Origin of the sequence: Oceanicaulis sp. UBA6590, from assembly GCF_002433705.1 — a bacterium.
In the GTDB taxonomy this organism is placed as follows: Bacteria; Pseudomonadota; Alphaproteobacteria; order Caulobacterales; family Maricaulaceae; genus Oceanicaulis.
Genome location: NZ_DJIQ01000032.1, coordinates 1 through 16190, shown reverse-complemented (window position 1 = coordinate 16190; position 16190 = coordinate 1). Strand labels below are relative to the sequence as shown.

The window sequence follows — 16190 nt, the reverse complement described above, 5'->3', positions numbered from 1 at the left end:
GAACAGCTCGAGCGCCATCTTCTTGGGAAGACCGCATTCGTGCAGTTTCAGCTCCGGGCCCACCACGATCACCGAACGACCGGAATAGTCCACGCGCTTGCCGAGCAGGTTCTGACGGAACCGGCCCTGCTTGCCCTTGAGCATATCGGACAGAGATTTCAGCGGACGCTTGTTGGCGCCGGTGATCACGCGGCCGCGACGGCCATTGTCGAACAGGGCGTCGACGGATTCCTGCAGCATCCGCTTTTCGTTGCGGATGATGATGTCCGGCGCGCGCAGCTCGATCAGGCGCTTGAGGCGGTTGTTCCGGTTGATGACGCGGCGATACAGGTCGTTGAGGTCCGACGTGGCGAACCGGCCGCCGTCCAGCGGGACGAGCGGGCGCAGTTCCGGCGGAATGACCGGCACGATGGTCAGGATCATCCATTCCGGCTTGTTGCCGGAAAGCATGAAGGATTCGATGAGCTTGGTGCGCTTGGCGAGCTTTTTCAGCTTCAGTTCGGAGCCGGTCTCACCCATCTCCTCGCGCATCTGCTCCACTTCTTTTTCCAGATCCATCGTGGAGAGGATTTCGCGGATCGCTTCCGCGCCGATGCCGGCGGTGAAAGCGTCCTCGCCGTACTCGTCGACGGCTTCGTAATACTCTTCCTCGGTGAGGATCTGGTTCTTCTGAAGCGGGGTCAGGCCCGGTTCGATCACCACATAGCCTTCAAAGTAGAGCACGCGCTCCACATCCTTGAGGGCCATGTCCAGGAACAGGGCGATCCGGGACGGCAGGGATTTCAGGAACCAGATGTGAGCCACCGGCGCAGCGAGCTCGATATGGCCCATGCGCTCGCGGCGCACGCGCGCCAGGGTGACTTCAACGCCGCACTTCTCGCAGATGATGCCCTTGTACTTGATGCGCTTGTACTTGCCGCACAGGCACTCATAGTCCTTGATCGGGCCGAAGATACGGGCGCAGAACAGGCCGTCACGCTCGGGCTTGAACGTGCGGTAGTTGATGGTTTCGGGCTTCTTCACCTCGCCGAACGACCAGGAGAGAATCTTCTCCGGGCTGGCCAGCGAAATCCGGATCCGGTCGAAGGTCGGGCCTTCGGCGGAAGGATTGAAGATGTTCATGACCTCTTGGTTCATGGTCCGTCTCCTTGACGGTGGCGGCGGCGGGGCCGGTTTGAGGGGGCCGGGCCCGCCGCCTGATATCCGCTACGCGATCGCTCGCTCTCTTGTCTGATCCGGTCAGCCTACTGGTTGACCAGCTCCACATTCAGACCAAGCGAACGCATTTCCTTGACCAGCACGTTGAAGCTTTCCGGGATGCCGGCTTCGAAGGCGTTGTCGCCGCGCACAATGGCCTCGTAGACCTTGGTGCGGCCCGCCACGTCGTCCGACTTCACCGTCAGCATCTCCTGCAGGGTGTAGGCGGCGCCATAAGCCTGCAGGGCCCACACTTCCATCTCGCCGAAGCGCTGGCCGCCGAACTGCGCCTTGCCGCCCAGCGGTTGCTGGGTGACGAGCGAGTACGGGCCGATGGAGCGGGCGTGGATCTTGTCGTCCACCAGGTGGTGCAGCTTGAGCAGGTACTTGATGCCCACAGTGACCGGGCGCTTGAACTGGTCGCCGGTCCGGCCGTCGTAGAGGACGGACTGGCCCGACTTGTCAAAGCCCGCACGCTGAAGGTGATCAACGATGTCATCTTCCCGTGCGCCGTCAAAGACCGGGGTCGCGATCGGAACGCCGTTGGCGAGGTTGCGGCCCAGTTCGGCGCGCTCTTCCTCGGTCTCCGGCAGCTCCTGATCATCGCCATAGGCCTTGATCAGCATCTTGTTCAGATCACCCTGGTCGCCATTGCGCTTGTACGCTTCATAGGCTTCGCCGATCTGACGACCCAGGCCCTTGCAGGCCCAACCCAGATGGGTTTCCAGGATCTGACCCACGTTCATGCGCGACGGCACGCCCAGCGGGTTCAGAACGATGTCGACAGAGGTGCCGTCTTCCAGGAAGGGCATGTCCTCGATCGGATTGATCTTGGAGATAACACCCTTGTTGCCGTGACGGCCGGCCATCTTGTCGCCCGGTTGCAGCTTGCGCTTCACCGCGACGAACACCTTGACCATCTTCATCACGCCCGGGGGCATCTCGTCGCCGCGCTGCAGCTTCTCGACCTTGTCCTCGAAGCGACGATCCAGGCGCGCCTTGGACTCATCGTACTGCTTCTTCAGAGCCTCAACACCGGCCATGGCGGCCTCGTCTTCAAGGCCGATCTTCCACCACTGGCTGGCCGGAACCTCTTCCAGCGCCTCAGCGGTGACTTCGCCCTTCTTGAAGCCTTTGGGGCCCGACACGGCGGACTTGCCGATCAGGATCTCGCGCAGACGGCCATAGATGTCGCGCTCGAGAATGGCGAGCTCGTCGTCCCGGTCTTCGCCCAGACGCTCGATCTCTTCACGCTCGATGGCGATGGCGCGTTCGTCCTTGTCCACACCATGACGGTTGAAGACGCGGACTTCCACGATGGTGCCGGTGGTGCCCGGCGGCAGACGCAGCGAGGTGTCGCGCACGTCGGACGCCTTCTCACCGAAGATGGCGCGCAGCAGCTTCTCTTCCGGGGTCATCGGGCTTTCGCCTTTCGGCGTCACCTTGCCCACCAGAATATCGCCGGCTTCCACTTCGGCGCCGATCGCCACAATGCCCGCTTCGTCAAGGTTGCGCAGGGCTTCCTCGCCGACGTTCGGGATGTCGCGCGTGATCTCTTCCGGGCCCAGCTTGGTGTCGCGGGCCATGACCTCGAACTCTTCCAGGTGCACCGAGGTGAACACGTCGTCACGCACGATACGCTCGGAGATGAGGATGGAGTCCTCGAAGTTGTAGCCGTTCCACGGCATGAACGCGACGAGCACGTTCCGGCCGAGCGCCAGATCACCCAGATCGGTCGAGGGACCGTCCGCGATGATGTCCCCGGCCCGCACATTGTCGCCCACGCGCACGATCGGGCGCTGGTTGATGGCGGTGGACTGGTTGGAGCGCTGGAACTTGGACAGGCGATAGATATCGACGCCGGATTCCGCCGCGCCGATCTCGCCGGTCGCACGGACCACGATACGCTGGGCGTCCACCTGCTCGACCACGCCGTCCCGGCGCGCCGCCACGGCGGCCCCGGAGTCACGCGCCACGACAGCTTCCATGCCGGTGCCCACGAGCGGAGCTTCCGCTTTGACGAGCGGCACGGCCTGGCGTTGCATGTTCGAGCCCATCAGAGCGCGGTTGGCGTCGTCATTTTCCAGGAACGGAATGAGCGAGGCCGCAACCGACACCACCTGTTTGGGCGACACGTCGATATAGTCCACATCCTCACGCGGCACGAGCGTGGCGTCACGGCCCGGACCGACGCGGCAGTTGACGAACTCATTCGCCAGCATGCCGTTCTCGTCCACGCCGGCGTTCGCCTGCGCGATGGAATAGCGGCTTTCCTGCATGGCCGACAGATAATCGACCTGGTCGGTCAGCTTGCCGTTCTCGACCTTGCGGTACGGGCTCTCGATGAAGCCGTACTTGTTCACGCGCGCATAGGTGGACAGCGAGTTGATCAGGCCGATGTTCGGGCCTTCCGGCGTCTCGATCGGGCAGATCCGGCCATAGTGGGTCGGGTGCACGTCACGGACTTCAAAGCCGGCGCGCTCGCGGGTCAGGCCGCCCGGGCCAAGCGCGGACATGCGGCGCTTGTGGGTGACTTCCGACAGCGGGTTGGTCTGGTCCATGAATTGCGACAGCTGCGAGGAGCCGAAGAATTCGCGCACGGCGGCGGCCGCCGGCTTGGCGTTGACCAGGTCGTGCGGCATCACGGTCTCGATATCCACCGAGCCCATACGCTCCTTGATGGCGCGTTCCATGCGCAGCAGGCCGACGCGATACTGGTTTTCCATCAGTTCGCCGACGGAGCGGACGCGACGGTTGCCCAGGTTGTCGATATCGTCGATCTCACCCTTGCCGTCCCGCAGGTCCAGAAGGACGCGCAGCACTTCAATGATGTCTTCCTGACGCAGCACGCGGACATCGTCCGGGCACTCGAGGTCCAGGCGCATATTCATCTTCACGCGGCCGACCGGGGACAGGTCATAGCGCTCGGGGTCGAAGAACAGGCCCGCGAACAGCGCTTCGGCCGTTTCCGGCGTCGGCGGCTCGCCCGGACGCATGACGCGATAGATGTCGATCAGCGCCTGCTCACGGGTGTCGTTCTTGTCAGCGGCCAGCGTGGTGCGCATGTGGCCGCCGATGGACAGGCCATCGATGTCCAGCACATCCAGGCTGTCCACGCCTGCTTCGTTGATCGCGTTGATCACTTCCTCGGTCAGCTCGTCGCCGGCTTCGGCGAAGATTTCACCGGTTTCGGCGTTCACGAGGTCCTCGGCTGCGAACTTGCCCATCAGCTCTTCAGACGAGACGAGCAGTTTCTCGAGACCGTCCTCGGCCATCTTGTTGGCGGCGCGAGCGGAGATCTTCTTGCCTGCGGCGGCGACCACTTCACCGGACTTGGCGTCGATCAGGTCGCGCTGCGGCTTGATCCCGCGCCAGCGTTCCTTCACGAACGGCATGGTCCAGCCGTCCTTGCCCGCCTCATAGGTCACACGACCATAGAAGGTGGACAGGATCTCTTCCTTGTCGAGACCAAGCGCGTACAGCAGAGTCGTCGCCGGCAGCTTGCGGCGGCGGTCGATGCGCACATGCAGGATGTCCTTGGCGTCGAACTCGAAGTCCAGCCAGGAGCCGCGATACGGAATGATGCGGGCGGCGAAGAGGTATTTGCCAGACGCGTGGGTCTTGCCGCGGTCATGGTCGAAGAACACGCCCGGGCTGCGGTGCATCTGGGAGACGATGACGCGTTCGGTGCCGTTGACGATGAACGTGCCCTTGTCGGTCATGAGCGGAATGTCGCCCATGTAGACGTCCTGCTCCTTGATGTCCTTGACGGACTTGGAACCGGTCTCTTCGTCCACATCAAAGACGATCAGACGCATCTTGACCTTCAGCGGAGCGGCATAGGTCATGTCGCGCTGAACGCATTCTTCAACGTCGTATTTGGGGGGTTCGAATTCGTAGGAGACGAACTCAAGCAGAGCGCGCTCGGAGAAGTCCTTCACCGGGAACACGGACTTGAACACCGCCTGCAGCCCTTCATCCGGGCGGTCCGCAATAGCGGTGTCCTTCATCAGGAACTGTTCGTAGGAATGCTTCTGAACCTCGATGAGGTTCGGCATTTCGACCGCACCGGGAATACGGCCGAACGATTTGCGAATGCGCTTCTTGCCGGTAAACGACAGACCCATTTCCGCTCCCTTCGCAGGCTCTACAGCCTGGCGCTTGCGTTAGGACCCTAAGGTCCCCCAAGACCCGCTCTGGTAAACCGCGCCTGGAACGAGGGGTGTTCCGTCGCGGTTCATCTGCAGGCCCCAGAACGGAACGACCTGCAGAGGAAACTTTAACGGCGTGACGGGCGCGCGGGAATCCCCGCACGCCCGTACGTCGTATTACGTCTTCGGACCAGAACCAAGCCCGGCCCGAATACGCCTTACTTGAGCTCGACTTTAGCGCCTGCGTCTTCGAGCTTCTTCTTGATGTCTTCAGCTTCGGCCTTGGCGGCGCCTTCTTTGACGGCCTTGCCGCCGGCTTCCACCAGTTCCTTGGCTTCTTTGAGGCCCAGGCCGGTGATGGCGCGGACTTCTTTGATGACGTTGATTTTCTTGTCGCCAGCGTCGACCAGGATCACGTCGAACTCGTCTTTCTCTTCAGCAGCAGCGGCTTCGCCACCAGCAGCCGGGCCAGCAACGGCCACAGCAGCGGCGGCCGGCTTGATGCCTTTTTCTTCGAGAAGGTCGTTGAGTTCTTTCGCTTCCAGGATGGTCAGCGACAGCAGTTCTTCGCAGAGTTTGGCGATATCAGCCATGGTTCAGTTCCTTGCGGTAATCAGGGTATCGGTTCGATGTGCAGAGACGACTAGGCTTCGGCTTTTTCCCGGATGGTCTCGATCTGAGCGGCCAGCGTGTTGCCCGGCGCGGTGAGGCGCGAGACGATTTCGCCAGCTTGGCCCAGGAGACGACCCGCGATGGCGCCGATAAGCTCTTCGCGAGACGGCAGTTTGGAGAGTGCTTCCACGCCCTTGGCGTCGAAGACTTCCTCTTCCATGAAGCCGCCCACCAGGTCGAACTTGTCGTTCGACTTGGCGAATTCCACGACAACTTTCGGCGCAGCCGTGAAGTCTTCAGAATAGGCGATAGCGACCGGGCCTTCGAACATGTCGGAGGCGGCCTCGCCTTTCTGACCCTTCAGCGCGATCTTGGCGAGACGGTTGCGGACAACTTTCAGTTTGCCGCCCACCTCGCGCAGATCACCACGCAGCTTGGTCATTTCCGCAACGGTAAGACCCGAATAACGGGTCAGCACGACGGATCCGGCGCTTCCGAAGATTTCGGAAAGCTCCTCGACCGCCGCTTCTTTGGTCGTACGATCCATTGCGGTCTCCCTTTTTGAGCCGCCCCCTATGGACGGCTCGCTCAAGCCGCCGCAGGTAAGCCTGCTCCACATCGGATCAGGCCGCCTTGCGGCGTTGGCCTGTCCCAGGGCTCGAACCGACCCTTCCAGCGCGAGGCGGAAGTATCGATTGTCGCTCTGTCTCACCCGGGGCCGGTTGGATTAAGAGGCGCGAAGCCTCCCCCAGGATCTCGGACAGGTGGACCGGTTCATGAGCCGAAGCCCCCTTCCCGGTCCGGACATCCGTCAGGACGATCAGATCGCCCCGACGGAAACTCAGGTCCAGCGATTACGCTTACGCGTTTTCCGCCGGTGCAGACGCTTCAGCCACGTCCACTTTCACGCCCGGGCCCATGGTGGAGCTCAGCGCGATGGCCTTGACGTACTGGCCCTTGGCGCCGGTCGGCTTGGCCTTCACCAGAGCTTCCAGCAGAGCGCGCACGTTCTCGGCAATGGCGGCTTCAGAGAAGCTGGCCTTGCCGACGCCGCAGTGAACGATACCGGCTTTTTCAGCGCGGAATTCAACAGCGCCGCCCTTGGACGCTTCGACCGCTTTGGTCACGTCCATGGTCACGGTGCCGACTTTCGGGTTCGGCATCATGCCGCGCGGACCCAGCACCTTACCCAGGCGACCGACCAGCGGCATCATGTCCGGGGTGGCGATCACCTTATCAAAGTTGATCTCGCCGCCCTGGATCTGCTCGACCAGGTCTTCCGCGCCGACGACTTCGGCGCCAGCAGCCTTGGCTTCATCAGCCTTCGGACCACGGGCGAACACAGCCACCCGCATGGAGCGGCCGGTGCCGTTGGGCAGGTTGGCGACGCCGCGGACCATCTGGTCAGCGTGACGCGGGTCAACGCCCAGATTGACGGCCACTTCAATGGTTTCATCAAACTTGGCGGTCGCACGCTCCTTCACCAGCTTCACAGCTTCAGTGACGGTGTGCAGTTTTTCGCGGTCCAGACCTTCGCGGCCGGCGGCGATACGCTTAGCAATCTTGGCCATGCTTACACCACCTCAAAGCCCATGGAGCGCGCAGACCCTTCAATGATCTTGGTCGCAGCGTCCAGGTCGTTAGCATTCAGGTCCTTGAATTTCGCTTCCGCGATTTCACGGCACTGGGCCGCGGTCACGGTGGCGATCGGCGCAGCCTTGCCGGCCTCGCCAGAACCCTTTTGAACTTTCGCGGCCTTCTTCAGGAAGAAGCTCGCCGGAGCGGTCTTCGTGATGAAGGTGAACGACTTATCCTGATAGACCGTGATGGTGGTCGGGATCGGCATCCCTTTTTCCATCTCTTGGGTCTTGGCGTTGAACGCCTTACAGAATTCCATGATGTTCACGCCGCGCTGACCCAGAGCCGGCCCGATGGGCGGCGACGGGTTGGCTGCGCCGGCGGGAACTTGCAGGTTGATGTAACCCGCGATCTTCTTCGCCATGTCCCTGTCCTCCTAACAGCGCCGCTAGCAGCGCCTGGGGATTGCACAATAAGCCGCGCTCATGAAAGCGCGGCTCCTCTCGATGGGCGGCGCGGTGCGGCCCCGGCATGGTCTTTCGCCGGAACCTCCCGCACCTGTCTACGATCAGGCGATCTTCTCGACCTGAGCGTATTCCAGCTCGACCGGGGTGGCCCGGCCGAAAATATTGATGGCGACCTTGAGAACGCCCTTCTCGTCGTCCACTTCCTCGACGAGCCCGTTGAAGCTCTGGAAGTGACCGTCGATAACGCGCACGGTCTCACCCACTTCGTAAGAGACAGTCGGCCGCGGACGCTCGGCGTCCTCTTCCATCTGCCCCATGATGCGGCGCACTTCAGCTTCCGGAACCGGGGTCGGACGGCGGCCCGAACCCAGGAAGCCCGTCACGCGCGGGGTGTCCTTGACGAGGTGATAGGCCTCGTCGGTCATGTCCATTTTCACCAGCACATAGCCGGGGAAGTATTTGCGCTCTGCGTTGACCTTGCGGCCGCGGCGCACCTCGACAACCTCTTCGGTCGGCACGAGCACTTCCTCGAACTTGTCCTCAAGCCCCTGCAGGGCCGCTTCGGCCTTGATCGCCTCGGCCACCTTCTTCTCGAAGTTGGAATAGGCGTGAACGATGTACCACTTTGCAGCCATTCGCTCAGGCTCCCAGACCCAGAAGAAGATTGACGACAAAGCCGATGATCGAATCGACCCCGAAGAAGAAGAGCGCCGCGAACGAGGCCATCACAACGACCATGATCGTGGAGACCAGGGTTTCATTGCGCGACGTCCAGGTGACCTTGCGGCCTTCCTGACGCACCTCGCTGAAGAATTTCAGCGGGCTCGTCGTCCGCTTGCGGGCGGGCGGCGCAGATTGCGCAGCGCCTGCCTTGCCAGCAGCGCCGGTCTTGCCGGACGGACGGTTTTTCGTGTCTCGCGCCATGGCGTTCGTCATCTTCCCTTCGGCACGTCACCGATCACGTGTTGCGGGCCTGGCAGGGGCGGAGGGGCTCGAACCCCCGACCTACGGTTTTGGAGACCGTCGCTCTACCAGCTGAGCTACACCCCTAGACCCAGCGGCCCGCGGCGCGTGCTCGCACCATCCATGTAGGGATTGCGCGCGCACAAACGAAGCGGGCCGTTATTCGGAAGCCGGTCTTTTAACGAGCCTGAGCCCAGAAGAAAAGCCCTTTTCCCATAAAAAAGCGGCGGGCCTCACACAAGACCCGCCGCCCTTCAAATATGAGGTTCGATCAAGACTTAGAAGGTCTTGCGCGCACCCACATACCAGCGACGACCAATGGCGTCGTAGATGGCGCCGTCCGTACCGGTGCCCGTGGAGTCAAAGCCTTGACCGTACTTGATGAACTCGTCGGTCAGGTTGTCCACGCCGAAGACCAGCTCGAGCTGGTTCTCGAACGCCCAGCGCACCTGCACGTCCTGGAAGGTCGCAGACGGGACCATGGCTTCAGCCAGGTCGCCCGTGGCTTCCAGACGGGTTTCCGGCATCCAGTTCATGTCATAGGCGACGGTCAGCGGGCCGTTGCGGTAGACGGTGGAGAACAGGACTTCGTGCTCGAACAGACCGGCGGTGTCGGAATAGTCGATCACCTCCGCGCCCGGGAACGCCTGCTGCTCCCACTTCTCCAGATAACCGTAGGTCAGGGTGAAGTTCAGATCGCCCAGACCCCAGCTGGAGTTGGTGAACACGTCGTTCAGGCCCAGGAAGTAGCTGGCCTGCACGTCGATGCCGGCGGTTTCGATGGTGGCCAGGTTCTGCTGCAGGGCGTTCAGCTCCTTGATGGCGCCGATGGACGGGCCGGAATTGTAACGCACGATGTTGGAGCAGAAGACGGAATTGGCGTTATAGGCGCCCGTGCCGTTGTCATAGCACTGGTTCACGGACGTCTGACGCGCAATCCCGGCGATCGCGTCTTCGATCTCGATGTTGTAGTAGTCAACAGAGAGCGCGAAGTTGTCGATCCACTGATTGCCGAACTCCGGAGAGAAGACCGCGCCCAGCGTGATGGAGGTCGCCGTTTCCTCGGAGAGGTTCGGGTTGCCGCCGTTGAAGCCGGCGATGCCCTGGATCTCGCCCTGGGTCGGGATGTAGAAGCCGTCCCGGTCCACACGCGCCGCAACGGACGGATCCGCAAAGCAGGCCTGGGCCAGCGAGGAGTTGACCGTGGAGGAGTCCACGCCGGAGGTGGCGTCGTCTGCGGCGTTGAAGAAGGCCGGATCGGAACCGGACAGGGTCAGGCCCGCACAGACGTCATCAGCACCCTCAAAGGTCTCTGACGGCGGCTGGAACAGCTCGCCAATGTTCGGCGCACGCACGGATTCCGAATACTGCGCCCGGAAGCGAAGCATATCGATCGGAGTGTACTGAACGTTGGCGGCCCAAGCGAAGGTCTGGCCCACAGTGGTGTAGTCAGACGCACGCGCGGACAGGTTCAGACGCAGGTCCTCGACATACTGACGCCCTTGCACAAGCGGGATTTCCGCTTCCGCGAAGAGCTCGGCCACCTGGAAGTCACCGTAAACGGCCGGAGACACGTTGCCGCCATTCAGGCCCGACTGGCTCAGGGCGTCCGGAACGCTCTCGGATTCCTCGGAGCGGTATTCCGCACCGACGACAACCTGGACATTCTCTTCCGCGAACGGGGACGCAAAGCCCAGATCGCCGGACAGGAAGCCCGAATAGACCTGCTGGGTGATTTCCGCCTGACGCGAGGACGGGGCGTTGATGTAGGCGGCAGCCTCCGGCGAGATCGAGCCCTTGCCGAAGATATTGACCGGCACGCAGCCCTGAGCCCGCGCGATTTCATCTGCGCAGACGATTTCGCCGTTCAGCGTGGTCGCGTTGAGCGCCTGACGCAGGTTCAGGACGTTGACCTGACCCGAAGAGCGTTGCGACTGGGTGGTGCGACCCAGATTGGCGCTGACTTCATAGGACCAGTTGTCCGTCAGATCCCCTTCCAGGCCGAACACGATCCGTGCGGTCTGGCGGGTGTTGGCGGAAGCGCGCTGACCGACTTCGGTCATACGACGCACGAAACCGACCACCAGATCCTCGTCGGCCACATCCTGGATGCCGTCGCCGTCAAAGTCGGCGGCGTCACGGGCCGCCTGGCGCATGGCCAGCGGGACATAGGGGTTGAGGATGGAGATGCCGTTGGTGGAGCGGTCATAGACGCCGTCGCCGTCAACATCGACGAACTGGGCGGCGTTGTCGCCGAACACGTCATCAGAGGCCAGAGCGAACGGCTCCAGGGAGGACGTGGTCTCGGTCGAGGCGTAGGTGCCCTCGAAGAAGAAGTTCATCTTCTCGTTCACTTCATAGTTCACGAGCGAGGAGAAGGTGAAGCGTTCGGTCGGCACGGCGATCGCGCGGTAGGCCTGACGGTTGAAGCCGTCGAGCGCGGAGCCGTCTGGGTTCGCGGAGGTGAAGGGACGCACCTGACCGGTGGTCTCGTCAAACACCAGATTGGCCGCGTTCGTCGGCGTGCCGCCTGCGGACAGGCCCGGGATCAGGATGCGGCCGCGCTCGGAATAGGAAGAGTAATACGGGATCACGTCTTCCTGCCAGTTTTCGACGGTCGGGTCGAAATAGGCGCGAGACAGGCCGTCACGGTCCAGACCTTCACGGTCGCGGGCGTAGACGCCGTTCTCACGCGACCAGGTGGTGGAGACGACGGCATTGCCGCGACCCTGGTCGAACATGGAGCCCATGGTCAGCGAGGCGCGGTAGGTTTCGTCATCGCCCTCGTCGGAGATGCCAGCCTGAGTGGAGGCGACAACACCTTCGAAGTCATCCTTCAGGATCACGTTCACGACGCCGGCGAGCGCATCGGAGCCATAAACGGCGGACGCGCCGCCGGTGACGACGTCAACGCGATCGATCAGCTCGGTCGGGATGGAGTTGAAGTCCACATTGTTGGTGCCCGGCAGGCCCGCCACGAAGCGACGGCCGTTCATCAGCACCAGCGTGCGGTCTTCAGTCAGGTTGCGCAGCTCAATGGTGTTTACACCCGAAGAGGCAACCGTGAAGTTGGAGTTGGTGGAGGTCAGCGAGGACACGCCGACCGCCGGCAGGGTGCGCAGCAGTTCCGCGGTGTTCACGGCGCCGGACAGTTCGAACTGCTCGGAGTTGAAGGTGTTGACCGGGGTCGCCTCGGTCATGTTGCCGCGCTGAATGCGCGTGCCGGTCACCTGGATAATGTCTTGCTGGGCGTCAGCGCCCTCTTCCTGAGCCAGAGCCGGCGCGCTGACAGCGCCCAGACCGGCAAGCAGGCTTGAGGCCAGCGCCCAAGTCTTGAGATTCTTGTAGGACATTCATGTCTCCCCGAAATCAGAGGCAAGACCTGCTCAGGGCAGGTCACGAAACAGGTCGCACTCGAAGCCGAGTGGATGCCCCACGGTAGGCGCCGCATATTTCGCCTTAAAAGTGAACTTTTCAGGGTGACGTGTTTGCGCAATATCACTGTTGCAAATTTGCCCAATATGCGATTTTGAGTCGTGTTTTTATCCCTCAATATACCTCTTTATGTCCAGAATAGGCATATTTTGTCCACAATATGGCAATGTGTCTAATTGGTAACTATTACCTCGGAGCAATGATCTCGAAAGCTTCCGGCATCAACCTGTGATGGATATCGACGAAAGAGGCGCTTTCCCAAGCCTGCGAGGCTGTAACGCAGACGCCGGAGTACGGCTTTTCGCCGAACCGCCCGCCCCGGCGAGCATCAACCTCGGACGAATCAAAACGAAAGGGGCGGCCAGTGGCCGCCCCTCTGCATGCCGGACGCGATGAACGCCCTAGAAGTTGGCTTTCACCGCCACCGTATAGGTGCGTCCCAGAATATCGTAGAGGCTGGGGAAGGTGTTGCCGCTGTTGAACGAGGTCGTGCCCGTATCGGAACCGATGATCGGAGGCTGCTCGTCCAGCAGGTTGTCGACGCCAAAGGACAGATTGACGTTCTCCGTCATGTACCACCGAGCCGTCAGGTCGAAATAACTGTAGGCATCAATGGAACGGAACTCTTCAAACAGGGCGGACGCCTCGTTCGGCTGGGCGTCCAGGGAGCCGAGATAACGCCACAGCAGGCTCACGTCGAAATTGCCTGCGGTCCAGGTGGTCCGCTGCACGAAGCGGAGCTCCGGAACCGGATCGCAAGAGCTGCCGTAGAAGCCGTTACAATCGGTGACCGGGCTGAACTCGGCCGACAGACGCTCATTGGCCAGATAGTAGTTGGCGTTCAGGCCGATATTCAGGCTGCCGAAGCCGTCGGGCAAATCGATGTCGGTAGAGGCCGACAGCTCGAGACCTTCAGCCTTGCGCCATTCCAGATTGGTGATGAAGGCCTCAACGCCCGCACCCGCGGTGCTCAGACCGCCGCCGATCCGCTTGACGCCTTCGCAAGCCGCGTCATCGCCGACCACATAACAGGCGTCCAGAGCTTCCTGACCGGACAGCGTGCCGATGTAATCCTCGATCTTGATGTCATAGTAATCAAGCGAGATGGACGTGTTGGAGAACACGCCTCCCAGCTCCGGTTGCCACACGGCGCCCAGAGTGAAGGAGGTGGAGGTTTCCGGATCCGGCAGAATGTTCGGGTCGGTGCCTGTGAACACATTGATCTGCCCCGACACGATGTCGTTCACATTACCGACCTGGCTATCACGCATGCCGGTAGCGATACAACGCGCACGCAACTCGGCGTCGATATTGCCGGCATTGGTGGACGAGCACGGATCAGACAGAGCGTTGTCCAGGCCCGTGGTCACCGGAGACGCCAGCTCACCCACGTTCGGCGCGCGAACAGCTTGCTGCTGCATGATGCGGAAGCGCAGCTGATCATTCACAGCCCAGCTCAGACCGGCTTTCCAGGTTTCGTTGCCGTCGCCAGGATCATACTCGGAATAGCGGAAACCCAGTTCAGCCTGCAGGCTCTCCATGAACTGACGACCTTCGACCAGCGGGATGATAGCTTCGCCGAAGCCTTCATAGACGCTGAAGCCGCCCGCAATCGGCAGTTGGTTGCCGCCTGCGCCGCCCTGGCAACTGACCGGCGGAAGTTTCAGGCATTCATCCGGAATGAACTCGCCGTTTTCTTCACGATACTCGGCGCCGAAGGCCAGCAGGACAGAGTTTTCAGCAAACGGGCTGGTGAGAGGAACCGAGCCGGACATGCTGGCGGATGCGATGGTCTGATCATACAGCTGCTGTTGCAGCGCTGTGGCGCTGGCGTAGGCGGCCGCTTCCGGAGTGATGGATCCGAACGGGCCGAAGATATTGATCGGCACGCACCCCGCGGTCACAGAACCGTCAGGGGTTTCACACTCGGTGTCGGAAATCGTGTTCAGAGCCGTCGCGATATTGGCCACGTTGGTGTAGCCGCCGCGAACGGTGGTCCGGTCCGATTCCGCATACTGGAACGAGGTGTCATAGGTCCAGTCGCCGAAGAACAGGTCGCCACGCATGCCGACCACGATCTGGAAGATGTTGGAGTCGAAATCTTCCGATCGGGTGCCCAGTTCCAACGTGCGACGACGAACCGGAACGCTGATGGAATCGCCCATATCCAGGACGCCATCGCTATTGCGGTCAATCACGCCCGCATCAACCAGGGTCAGAGTCGGATCCGCCGCCAGCTCGCCATTGATGTTGGCGATGATGCTCTGACGCGCAGAATCGGTCAGGAACGGGTTCATCAGCGGGATTTCGAAGACGTTGCCGAACACGCCCGACGGAGCCACCTGCTGGCGGACATTCGTCGCAGAGAAGGTCGCACGGGTATAGAAATCAAAGTTGTTGTTGATTTCGTAGTTGCCGACCGTCGTGAACGAATAGCGTTCCTGCGGGGTCTGGTAATAGTTGTACGGGTTGAAGTTGAACCGCGTGCAACGGCTGCCGAGCGATCCGTCAGCGCGGAATTGCAAAGAGCCGCCAACCAGGTCGAGCACCGCCGGCATGGAGGTGGTGGAACCCGAGCCGGACACGCCGACGACATTCGGGCTCTCGCATTCTGCGGGTGGTGGAACGATGGAGCCGTCCAGCCCCGAGCCATTGGTCGAACTCACCCCGACGATGCCGAAATCGCGATCGCCCAGAAGCACGCCTTCGCGACGGGTATAGTTCGCGCCGAGCATGACATGGCCAGCGCCGTTGTCGAACTGGGTGCCGAGCAGCGTGTCGAGGGAATAAACCTCGCCGTCCGCGTCTTCCGTGATCGAAGTGGAGCCCGAGACTTCCAGGCCTTCGAAGTCATCGCGCAGGATGAAGTTGATCGCGCCCGCCATGGCGTCGGAGCCGTACACGGCAGAGGCGCCGCCGGTGACGATGTCGATCCGCTCCACCATGGAGGCCGGCAGGGTCTGGATGTCGACAAGCCCATTATAGTTGTAGGGCACCATGCGCTTGCCGTCGATCAGGATCAGCGAGCGTCCAGAGCCCAGCCCGCGCAGGTTCACCGTGGCTGCGCCAGCGGTGCCGTTGTTGACGTTGGCGCCATCCCCGGGAATGGTCACGGGCAGGTCCCGGAAAACCCGCTCGAGCTCAGGCGTCAGTTGGAATTCAAGCTCCTGCTGACCGATGGAATTCACCGGGCTTGTCGCAACCACATTGGGCGCCTGGATGCGCGTGCCCGTCACCGTGATGGTTTCGGTATTCGCGTCATCATCCTCTTCCTGGGCCAGAGCCGAGGGCGCTGCCATGGCCATGCCGGACAGCATGGTCGCGCAGAGCAGAGTTCGAGTCAGTGCTTTGCTTCGAAGCATAAGTATCTCCCCGCTTCATGTGAAAACAAAGCCGTCCGCACCTCCCCTTTTAAAAGATGCTGACAGCCTATGCATGAGCGCCCCTTTGCACACGCAAAAGGGGTGCAGGGAAAGCCTATTCCCCTGAAAAGAGAGTGGTCAACCAAGTGTTGTTGCCTCAATCCCCCTTATGGGGAACGGTGACAGAATGATCACAGTTTTTCCAACAGGTCACTGAAGCCGGAATTCATTCCGCTTCGGGGGGCCTTCTTGTAAATGAGCTTTGAAATAGGCGAACCTTTTGTGCGCCTTATGCGGGCAAGGCCGAATCCGCCTCATCCCGGAAACAGCAGATGCGCGCCTCACGACGAGCAACAATCTGTGCGGGAGCCTTTTCGATGAGCTTCTCTTGTGAAGGCACGCACCCCCACATGCAAAACGCCCCG

At 61.6% G+C, this 16190-nt stretch carries 9 protein-coding genes, 1 tRNA gene and 1 pseudogene; all 11 read right to left on the bottom strand.

Annotation, left to right across the window (positions count from 1 at the left end; genetic code table 11):
* Positions 1-1137, bottom strand: a pseudogene (locus B2Z70_RS07010) (DNA-directed RNA polymerase subunit beta'); the annotation flags it as partial.
* A 107-nt stretch (positions 1138-1244) separates the two neighbouring features.
* The gene (gene rpoB / locus B2Z70_RS07005) at positions 1245-5324 is read right to left on the bottom strand and encodes a DNA-directed RNA polymerase subunit beta (protein WP_009801144.1); all 4080 of its coding nucleotides are present in this window, start codon (positions 5322-5324) and stop codon (positions 1245-1247) included.
* 242 nt (positions 5325-5566) lie between these two features.
* Positions 5567-5941 carry a 50S ribosomal protein L7/L12 gene (rplL, locus tag B2Z70_RS07000; RefSeq protein ID WP_009801145.1) on the bottom strand — a complete coding sequence of 125 codons (375 nt, stop codon included), beginning with the start codon at positions 5939-5941 and terminating at the stop codon, positions 5567-5569.
* Between the two features lie 50 nt (positions 5942-5991).
* Complete coding sequence (rplJ, locus tag B2Z70_RS06995; protein ID WP_292982122.1) at positions 5992-6507, bottom strand: 50S ribosomal protein L10; 516 nt, start codon at positions 6505-6507, stop codon at positions 5992-5994.
* Positions 6508-6820: 313 nt separating this feature from the next.
* A complete protein-coding gene (rplA, locus tag B2Z70_RS06990; protein WP_009801147.1) occupies positions 6821-7531 on the bottom strand; it encodes a 50S ribosomal protein L1 in 711 nt (236 codons plus the stop codon).
* A 2-nt stretch (positions 7532-7533) separates the two neighbouring features.
* On the bottom strand, positions 7534-7962 hold the full coding sequence (gene rplK / locus B2Z70_RS06985) for a 50S ribosomal protein L11 (RefSeq protein ID WP_009801148.1): 429 nt from the start codon (positions 7960-7962) through the stop codon (positions 7534-7536).
* 144 nt (positions 7963-8106) lie between these two features.
* The gene (gene nusG, locus B2Z70_RS06980) at positions 8107-8640 is read right to left on the bottom strand and encodes a transcription termination/antitermination protein NusG (RefSeq protein WP_009801149.1); all 534 of its coding nucleotides are present in this window, start codon (positions 8638-8640) and stop codon (positions 8107-8109) included.
* A 4-nt stretch (positions 8641-8644) separates the two neighbouring features.
* Positions 8645-8941 (bottom strand): preprotein translocase subunit SecE, encoded by a 297-nt coding sequence (gene secE / locus B2Z70_RS06975; protein ID WP_241760690.1) that lies wholly within the window; start codon positions 8939-8941, stop codon positions 8645-8647.
* A 38-nt stretch (positions 8942-8979) separates the two neighbouring features.
* Positions 8980-9055: transfer RNA gene (locus tag B2Z70_RS06970), tRNA-Trp, on the bottom strand.
* A 191-nt stretch (positions 9056-9246) separates the two neighbouring features.
* Entirely contained in the window at positions 9247-12321 is a 3075-nt protein-coding gene (locus B2Z70_RS06965) for a TonB-dependent receptor domain-containing protein (RefSeq protein WP_292982121.1), read from the bottom strand.
* Between the two features lie 483 nt (positions 12322-12804).
* Positions 12805-15765 carry a TonB-dependent receptor plug domain-containing protein gene (locus tag B2Z70_RS06960; protein WP_292982120.1) on the bottom strand — a complete coding sequence of 987 codons (2961 nt, stop codon included), beginning with the start codon at positions 15763-15765 and terminating at the stop codon, positions 12805-12807.
* Positions 15766-16190: the final 425 nt, after the last annotated feature.

What these genes read in the sequence shown, in the direction of transcription:
- rpoB (WP_009801144.1), bottom strand. Translation starts at nt 5,324, where the DNA reads ATGGGTCTGTCGTTTACCGGCAAGAAGCGCATTCGCAAATCGTTCGGC.
- rplK (WP_009801148.1), bottom strand. Translation starts at nt 7,962, where the DNA reads ATGGCGAAGAAGATCGCGGGTTACATCAACCTGCAAGTTCCCGCCGGC.
- B2Z70_RS06960 (WP_292982120.1), bottom strand. Translation starts at nt 15,765, where the DNA reads ATGCTTCGAAGCAAAGCACTGACTCGAACTCTGCTCTGCGCGACCATG.
- nusG (WP_009801149.1), bottom strand. Translation starts at nt 8,640, where the DNA reads ATGGCTGCAAAGTGGTACATCGTTCACGCCTATTCCAACTTCGAGAAG.
- rplA (WP_009801147.1), bottom strand. Translation starts at nt 7,531, where the DNA reads ATGGCCAAGATTGCTAAGCGTATCGCCGCCGGCCGCGAAGGTCTGGAC.
- rplJ (WP_292982122.1), bottom strand. Translation starts at nt 6,507, where the DNA reads ATGGATCGTACGACCAAAGAAGCGGCGGTCGAGGAGCTTTCCGAAATC.
- rplL (WP_009801145.1), bottom strand. Translation starts at nt 5,941, where the DNA reads ATGGCTGATATCGCCAAACTCTGCGAAGAACTGCTGTCGCTGACCATC.
- secE (WP_241760690.1), bottom strand. Translation starts at nt 8,941, where the DNA reads ATGACGAACGCCATGGCGCGAGACACGAAAAACCGTCCGTCCGGCAAG.
- B2Z70_RS06965 (WP_292982121.1), bottom strand. Translation starts at nt 12,321, where the DNA reads ATGTCCTACAAGAATCTCAAGACTTGGGCGCTGGCCTCAAGCCTGCTT.